Origin of the sequence: Corynebacterium sp. (assembly GCF_052107835.1) — a bacterium.
GTDB lineage: Bacteria > Actinomycetota > Actinomycetes > Mycobacteriales > Mycobacteriaceae > Corynebacterium.
This window is the reverse complement of sequence record NZ_JBQEDF010000087.1, coordinates 1-7,994: the sequence shown is the minus strand read 5'-3', so window position 1 is coordinate 7,994 and position 7,994 is coordinate 1. Positions and strand designations below refer to the sequence as shown.

The window sequence follows — 7,994 nt, the reverse complement described above, 5'->3', positions numbered from 1 at the left end:
GAACACGGATCACGCACCCCCGATAGGGGTGGGAGAGCCCCGGACCCATCCCCCCCCCCGGATCAGTAGTGGTGCGCACTGACGGGCTCGAACCGCCGACCTGCTGGGTGTAAACCAGCTGCTCTTCCAACTGAGCTAAATGCGCGCTGCAGCGCCCGTGGCCCGTCCTGCGGGCGGACCCGGGCAACTGGCGCGGAGTGAACTCTAGCGCTTCGTCCCGCTGGGTACCAGACACGCCCCCTGCCAGTCCCCGAGGCGGGTGGACTTGGTCTGAACCAGTCCGGCGACCTGGGCGGACTCGGCGATCTCGCCGGGCTCGACCGTTCCGGGGGTGCCGGCGGCCGGGGTGAGCAACCAGATCCGGCCTGTTTCGCCGAGGTTCCGGGTGGCGTCGACCAGGCCGTCGACCAGGTCACCGTCGTCGTGGCGCCACCACAGCAGAACCACGTCGACCATCTCGTCGGTCTCCTCGTCGAGGAGCGCCTCCCCGATCACTTCCTCGAGGGACTCACTGATGGCACTGTCCGCGTCCTCGTCCCAACCGAGCTCCTGCACGATCTGACCGTCCGCGACATCCATCAGGTTCGCCCAGTCCTGTCCTTCGTGCACTGCTGCGCCGGAGGCGTCTCCCACTTGCGGTTCCCTGACCTTTCTTCTGCTTATTTCTGTTCGCATTACATTTTTCACCCTGTTATAGGGTGATTTTCGGTGATCCACCGGACCGCTCCGGAAGCAGCCCGGCCGATTCCACCTGTTACCTGCTGACGCGCCTGGCGCGTCACCTGCGGATACAGGCACCGATCTCCTGTGAATAGTAGGGGAAGTACGTGATCATGGCTAGACAACCGGCGGAATCGATCGATTTCCACCGCAATTGTCAGCCCCGGACTTCCGTAGTATCGATCAATGACAGCGGTGTCCGCAGGCACATACAGACCACACAAAGGTACTGCGGCGCAGGCATTTCCATACCCAGGAGGATAGTCATGACGACCTCGTCATCCGGGCCGGCGCGGCCCAACAGCAACTTCAGCAAGATCCGTGACGGGGTGGCGTCCTACCTCAGGGACTCGGATCCGGACGAGACCCAGGAATGGATGGATTCCCTCGACGGACTTCTCGACGAGGCGGGCCCGGACCGTGCACGCTACCTCATGCTCAGGCTCCTCGAGCGTGCATCCGCCAAGCGCGTCCCGATGCCCCCGCTGCTGTCCACCGACTACGTCAACACCATCCCCACCACCATGGAGCCGGCGTTCCCCGGCGACGAGGCCATGGAGAAGCGCTACCGGCGCTGGATCCGCTGGAACGCCGCGGTGATGGTGCACCGCGCCCAGCGTCCGGAGATCGGTGTCGGCGGACACATCTCCACCTACGCGTCCGCCGCGGCCCTCTACGAGGTCGGTTTCAACCACTTCTTCCGCGGCAAGGACCACCCCGGTGGCGGTGACCACGTGTTCTTCCAGGGCCACGCCTCCCCCGGCATGTACGCCCGCGCCTTCCTGGAGGGCCGGCTCTCCGAGGAGGACATGGACGCCTTCCGCCAGGAGAAGTCCAAGCCCACCCATGGCATGCCCAGCTACCCGCACCCGCACGGCATGCCGGAGTTCTGGGAGTTCCCGACCGTCTCGATGGGCCTGGGGCCCATGAACGCCATCTACCAGGCGCGTTTCGACCGCTACCTGCACGACCGCGGCATCAAGGACACCTCGGACCAGCACACCTGGGCTTTCCTCGGTGACGGCGAGATGGACGAGCCGGAGTCCCGCGGACTGATCCAGCAGGCCGCCCTGTACAACCTCGACAACCTGACCTTCGTCATCAACTGCAACCTGCAGCGCCTCGATGGCCCGGTCCGCGGCAACACCAAGATCATCCAGGAACTGGAGAGCTTCTTCCGCGGTGCTGGCTGGAACGTCATCAAGGTCGTGTGGGCGCGCGAGTGGGACGACCTGCTCGCCAAGGACAAGGACGGCGCGCTGGTCGACATCATGAACAACACCGTCGACGGCGACTACCAGACCTTCAAGGCGAAGGACGGCGGCTACGTCCGCGAGTTCTTCTTCGAGCAGAACCCGGAGACCGCCAAGCTTGTCGAGGACATGACGGACGAGGAGATCTTCGCCCTGCGCCGCGGCGGCCACGACTACCGCAAGGTCTACGCCGCGTACCAGAAGGCCCTCGAGACCAAGGACCAGCCCACCGTCATCCTGGCGCACACCATCAAGGGGTACGGGCTGGGCCACAACTTCGAGGGACGCAACGCCACCCACCAGATGAAGAAGCTGGCGCTGGACGACCTCAAGCAGTTCCGCGACAAGCAGGACATCCCCGTCACCGACGAGGAGCTGGAGAAGGATCCCTACCTGCCTCCCTACTACAACCCCGGTCCGGACTCCCCCGAGGTCAAGTACATGCTGGAGCGCCGCAGGGACCTCGGCGGCCCGCTGCCCGAGCGCCGGCACAGCTTCACCCCGCTGGCCGTCCCCGAGGTCAGGAAGTCGATGCGCAGCGTCCTGAAGGGCTCCGGCTCCCAGGAGGTCGCCACGACCATGGCCCTGGTCCGTGCCCTGAAGGACCTGATGCGCGACCCGGAGATCAAGAAGCGGCTCGTCCCGATCATTCCCGACGAGGCACGCACCTTCGGCATGGACGCCTGGTTCCCGACGTTGAAGATCTACAACAACCACGGCCAGAACTACACCCCGGTCGATGCCGACCTGATGCTGTCCTACAAGGAGTCCACCGAGGGACAGATCCTGCACGAGGGCATCAACGAAGCCGGGTCCGTGGCGTCCTTCACCGCCGCCGGGACGTCCTACGCCACCCACGGCGAGCCGATGATCCCGCTGTACATCTTCTACGCCATGTTCGGTTTCCAGCGCACCGGTGACGGCATCTGGGCCGCCGCCGACCAGATGGCCCGTGGCTTCCTGATCGGTGCGACGGCCGGACGCACCACCCTGACCGGCGAGGGCCTGCAGCACATGGACGGGCACTCCCTGGTCCTGGCCGCGACCAACCCCGCCGTCGTTGCCTGGGACCCCGCCTTCTCCTATGAGATCGCCTACATCCTGCGCGACGGCATCCAGCGGATGTACGGCGAAGGCTCCGGGGAGAACTCCGACGGTGCCGGCGAGAACGTGATCTACTACCTCACCGCCTACAACGAGCCCGTCCACCAGCCCGCCGCCCCGGAGGACCTGGACGTCGAGGGCCTGCTGAAGGGGATCTACCTGTACTCCCCGGCCGACAAGCTGATCGGCACCGGAGAGAACTCCGCCGGTGATGCCGGGGCCGCCCCCGAATCCGAGCTGGAGGCCAACATCCTCGCCTCCGGCGTGGGTGTGACCGAGGCGATCCGTGCGAAGGAGATCCTGCGGGAGAAGTTCGACGTGAACGCCGCGCTGTACTCGGTGACCTCCTGGACCGAACTGGCCCGCGAGGGCGCCGCCCTGGCGAAGGAGGAGCTGCGCCACCCGGACGGTGTGATCCCGAAGCCCTACGTGACCCACCTGCTGGACGAGGCCACCGGCCCGTTCATCGGAGTCTCGGACTTCGCCACCGACCTGCCGGAGCAGATCCGGTCCTACGTCCCCGGCGAGTACACCACCCTGGGCACCGACGGCTTCGGCTTCTCCGACACCCGTGCCGCCGCCCGTCGGTTCTTCAACTCCGACGCCGAGTCGATCGTGGTCGCCGTCCTCTCCGCCCTGGCCCGCGCCCACCAGGTCTCCTGGAACGACGTGAAGGCCGCGGCCGAAGAGTTCGGCCTCACCGACCCGACCCAGGTCTAGGTCGGCGGGGCTCCGCGACCACGGATTGGTAGAGTGAAGCCCCGACAATCATGTACCGCACCGAGAAAGGCCGATGAGCGTGGAGATCTCCGAGGAAGCCCAGCAGAAGCTCGCCGGAAAGCTGGCCGACGACGCGGCTGCCGACCCCGCGACCTCCACCTCAGCACGGTCGGCGCGGGACGCCCGGAACCCCTCGGTCGACACGGCGACCCGCATCGCCGTGATCATCGAGGAGGCCACCGGGGTCGACGTCGAGGAGATCGACGTCGACAGCAACCTCACCGACGACCTCCACATCGACTCGGTCTCCCGGATCGACATCGCCATCCGCGTCGAGGACGCCTTCCACCTCCGCATCGAGGAGGAGGACATTGACGCCGCCCGGACCGTCAAGGACCTCGTGAGGTTCGTCGAGAGGCGCTCGCCCGACCACAGCGGGGCCGACGAGTAGTGGCACCGGCGGACGGGGTCCTCACCGAGATCGACGACTGGCCGGTCACCAACGCCTCGGCCGCGGTCGTCAGCGCCGACCCCGGCTCCGCCGCCACCACCGCACACCACGGTGACACCGGACGCCTGTTCCCCCTGGCCAGCGTGAGCAAACTGGTCACGTCCTACAGCGTGCTCATCGCCGTGGAGGAGGGCGCCTTCGACCTCGACGACACCGTCGCCGACATCGCCGCGGAGTACTCCACCGACGTGGACGGCCCGGGCGACGCCACCGTCCGGGACCTGCTGAGCCACGCCTCCGGGGTGGGCATGGTCGACCGTGGGAGGGAGCGCGCCTCCAGGACGCGGCGGATCTACTCCTCCGCCGGCTTCGAGATCCTCGCCGACCTGGTCTCCTCCACCGGCATCCCGTTCCCCGAGTACACCCGGGCCGCGGTGTGCGAACCCCTCGGCATCGACATCCACCTCAGTGGATCCGCCGGCCACGGCTTCGGCGCCACCGTGCACGACATGTCCACCCTCGCCGCGGAGTTCCTGAACCCCACGCTGGTCTCCGGGCAGCTGTGGGACGAGGCCCTGACGGCCCAGTTCCCCGACCTGGACGGCGTGGTCCCCGGCTACGGCCGCCAGCGTCCCTGCCCGTGGGGGCTGGGCGTCGAGCTCCACGGCGGGAAGTCACCGCACTGGCTCGGGTCGGACATGCCCGCCGACGTCGCCGGCCACTTCGGGCAGTCCGGCACCTTCCTGTGGTTCCACCGCCCCACCGGACGCGCCGCCGTCGCCCTGACCGACCGTCCCTTCGGCGACTGGGCCAAGGATCGCTGGGACGGCTTCAACCAGCGGCTGTGGGATTCCCTCGGCTAGCCACCGGTCAGGTGCCTGCCCCGGGCAGCCCCGGTGTCAACGTCCCCAGGCGGTCGCGCAGGGTCTCCCCCTCGTGCTGCCGGGCGAACACGCCCGAGTCCTCCAGTAACGGCAGCAGGTCATCGCGGATACGGTCCAGGCTGGTCCCGCCCAGCAGGATGAAGCCGTCGGAGGCTCCGGTGGTGATCCACTCGGTGATCTGCCGGGCCGCATCCTCCGCGGTGCCCACGATCTGGAAATGCCCGAAGGACGTGGCGTAGCGCACCAGGAACCGCCGCAGCGTGGGGTAGGTGCCGTCGCGCACCCAGTTACGGTAGATCAGGGCCCGGCTGACCCGGCGGTTGGCGGCATCGATCTCCTCGGGGGCGGGGAAACGGTCGAGCGGGATCTCGTCCTCGGGGCCGAGGCCCGACAGGTCAAGGCCCGGCACCTCGTAGGTGATCGCCCTGGTCGCACGCTCGAGTTCGATGTCGGTGAGAACACCGTAGTACGCATCCTCCGCCTCCTCGACGGTGTTGCCGAGATACAGGCGGAGCCCGGGCAGGACCTTGAGGTCACCGGGCTGTCGGCCGTGGGCCGTCACGGCGTTCTTCACCGCGGTGTAGTAGGTGCGGGCAGCCTCGATGTCGGGCGTGGCCACGAACACCACCTCGGCGGCGCGTCCCGCGAAGTCGATGCCCCGCTCGGACGCACCGGCCTGCGCGATCACGGGGAAGCGCTGCGGACCGGGCTCCAGGTCGAGCGCCTCGGCGACGGCGAAGTTGGTCCCGCGGTGCTCGGGGTCGACCACCCGGGACGTGTCGGTGAACACCTCGGTGTCCAGGTCACGGACCACCGCGCCCGGCCGCCACGAGTTCCACAGCTTCTTGGTGACCTCGAGGTACTCCTCGGCCCGGTCGTACCTCTGCGCCGGTTCAGGGATCTCGTCGTAGCCGAAATTCCGCTCGCCGTTGAAGGACGTCACCACGTTCCACCCCGCCCTGCCCCCGGAGAGCCAGTCGAGGGAGGTGAACTGCCGGGCGACGTTGTACGGCTCGGTGAACTGGGTGGAGGCGGTGATGACCAGGCCGATGCTGGACGTCGCGGCCGCGAGGTGCGCCGCCGCGGTGAGCGGCTCGAACCGGCGGGTGCTGCGGTAGGCGATGTGCGACCTGTTGAGACCGAGGAAGTCGGCGATGAAGATGGCGTCGAAGCCTAGTTCCTCGAACTCGCGGGCCAGGGCCGGGGTCTCCCCCGCCCGGAGCTCGGGCGACCCACCGTCCTTCCAGCTCGGCAGACGGTCGGTGAACGCGAAGTCCCCCGACACGAAGAACACGCCGGTTGTGCGTGCCATACGCGCCCCGCTTCCTCTCGGTCCAGACTGTGCTTTCCGTGGTTTCCCTGCCGGACGGTACTGCCGCCGTGCAGCCGCGGCAACACATCCGTTCACGGGAAATGCCGGACGGGGACGGTCAGATCCAGTAGCCCGGCGCAGCCTCTGAGGTGGTCAGGGCGACGTGCTCCGGGGTGAGTTCGTCGATGCTGTTGACCCCGATCAGCCGCATCGTCCGGCGCATCTGCTCCTCCATCAGGTCGAGCATGCGTGCCACGCCACGCTGACCGCCCGCCATAAGGGCGTACATGTAGGCACGTCCGACGAGCGCGTAGTCCGCGCCCAGGGCAACCGCGGCAACCACGTCCGCACCGTCCATGATGCCGGTGTCGATGCCCACGGACACGTCCGGACCGATCTCCTCGCGGACCTCCGGCAGCAGGTGCAGCGGCACGGGCGCGCGGTCGAGCTGGCGTCCGCCGTGGTTGGACAGGATGATCCCGTCCACGCCGTGCTCCAGCACGCGCTTGCTGTCCGGCACGTTCTGCAGCCCCTTGCAGATCAGGTTCCCGGGCCACAACTCGCGCAGCCAGTCCAGGTCCTCGAAGGTCAGCGCCGGATCGAACATGCGGTTCACCAGGTCGGCGACTGTACCGGAGCTGCGCGACAGCGAAGCGAAGGACAGCTGCTCGGTGGTCAGGAAGTTGAACCACCAGCCGGGCCGGTAGGACGCGTCGAGCACCGTCTTCCACGTCAGTTGCGGCGGAATGGAGAAACCGTTGCGGGTGTCGCGCAGCCGCGCCCCGGCGATGGCGGTGTCCACGGTGACGACCAGGTTCCTGTAGCCCGCCTCCCAGGCGCGCTCCACGAGGTCCTTGGAGGCGTCCCGGTCCTTCCAGAGGTACAGCTGGAACCAGTTGTCGCCGTCCGGGGCATGCTCGGCGACATCCTCGAGTGAGGCGGTGCCCATGGTCGACAGGCAGAACGGGACGCCCTTGTCCGCGGCCGCGGCGGAACCGGCGTACTCCCCCTCGGTCTGCATCATGCGGGTGAAACCGGTCGGGGCGATGCCGACCGGCATGGAGCTGCGGTGTCCGAGGATGTCGGTGGACAGGTCGGCGTTCGTCACGTCGCGCAGGACGCCCGGGGTGAACTCCAGGTCGCGGTAGGCCAGGCGGGCGCGGTTCAGGGACACCTCGTTCTCCGCGGCGCCGTCAACGTAGTCGAATGGTGCCTTTGGGGTGCGCCGCTTCGCGATCTGCCGCAGTTCCCACACATTGGTGGCCTTCGACAGGCGGCGCCCGGTGACGTCCAGCGTGGGGGTCTCGAAGTGCATGAGCTCTTTGAGCTCCTTCACCGGCGGGAAGCGGCGCTTCAGCGCTGCCGGGGTCGGGCGGTCTGTGTAGCTGTTCTTGCTGGGGTCGGACACGGTGTGCTCCTGGTCGACAATGCTGCTCCCTGTAAAACTACGCCGGGGTGTCGGCTCCCCCTGGAACCGGCCTGCCCCGCCCGCCCCTGTGGGTTAATGGTCAGAATGCGTGTCCGGGTTCGGCACTACACAGCAGGCCACC

6 protein-coding genes and 1 tRNA gene are annotated in these 7,994 nt (G+C 67.8%); 3 read left to right on the top strand and 4 right to left on the bottom strand.

The window, feature by feature from the left end:
* Positions 1–69: 69 nt before the first annotated feature.
* Positions 70–145: transfer RNA gene (locus tag ACTIL2_RS14785), tRNA-Val, on the bottom strand.
* Positions 146–204: 59 nt separating this feature from the next.
* Positions 205–633 carry a DUF3052 domain-containing protein gene (locus ACTIL2_RS14780; protein ID WP_442338239.1) on the bottom strand — a complete coding sequence of 143 codons (429 nt, stop codon included), beginning with the start codon at positions 631–633 and terminating at the stop codon, positions 205–207.
* A 353-nt stretch (positions 634–986) separates the two neighbouring features.
* On the opposite strand from ACTIL2_RS14780, the gene aceE reads away from it, so the two are divergent.
* The 3 genes from aceE (at position 987) to ACTIL2_RS14765 (ending at position 5,111) form a co-directional block, all read left to right on the top strand.
* Complete coding sequence (gene aceE, locus ACTIL2_RS14775; RefSeq protein WP_442338238.1) at positions 987–3,797, top strand: pyruvate dehydrogenase (acetyl-transferring), homodimeric type; 2,811 nt, start codon at positions 987–989, stop codon at positions 3,795–3,797.
* Between the two features lie 73 nt (positions 3,798–3,870).
* A complete protein-coding gene (locus ACTIL2_RS14770) occupies positions 3,871–4,248 on the top strand; it encodes an acyl carrier protein (protein ID WP_442338237.1) in 378 nt (125 codons plus the stop codon).
* Positions 4,248–5,111, top strand: a complete 864-nt coding sequence (locus ACTIL2_RS14765; RefSeq protein WP_442338236.1) for a serine hydrolase domain-containing protein — start codon at positions 4,248–4,250, stop codon at positions 5,109–5,111. Before ACTIL2_RS14770 ends, ACTIL2_RS14765 begins: the two co-directional genes overlap by 1 nt.
* 7 nt (positions 5,112–5,118) lie before the next feature.
* On the opposite strand, the gene ACTIL2_RS14760 is transcribed toward ACTIL2_RS14765, so the two are convergent.
* On the bottom strand, positions 5,119–6,444 hold the full coding sequence (locus ACTIL2_RS14760) for an NtaA/DmoA family FMN-dependent monooxygenase (RefSeq protein ID WP_442338235.1): 1,326 nt from the start codon (positions 6,442–6,444) through the stop codon (positions 5,119–5,121).
* A 118-nt stretch (positions 6,445–6,562) separates the two neighbouring features.
* Positions 6,563–7,759 carry an alpha-hydroxy acid oxidase gene (locus ACTIL2_RS14755; RefSeq protein WP_442338240.1) on the bottom strand — a complete coding sequence of 399 codons (1,197 nt, stop codon included), beginning with the start codon at positions 7,757–7,759 and terminating at the stop codon, positions 6,563–6,565.
* Positions 7,760–7,994: the final 235 nt, after the last annotated feature.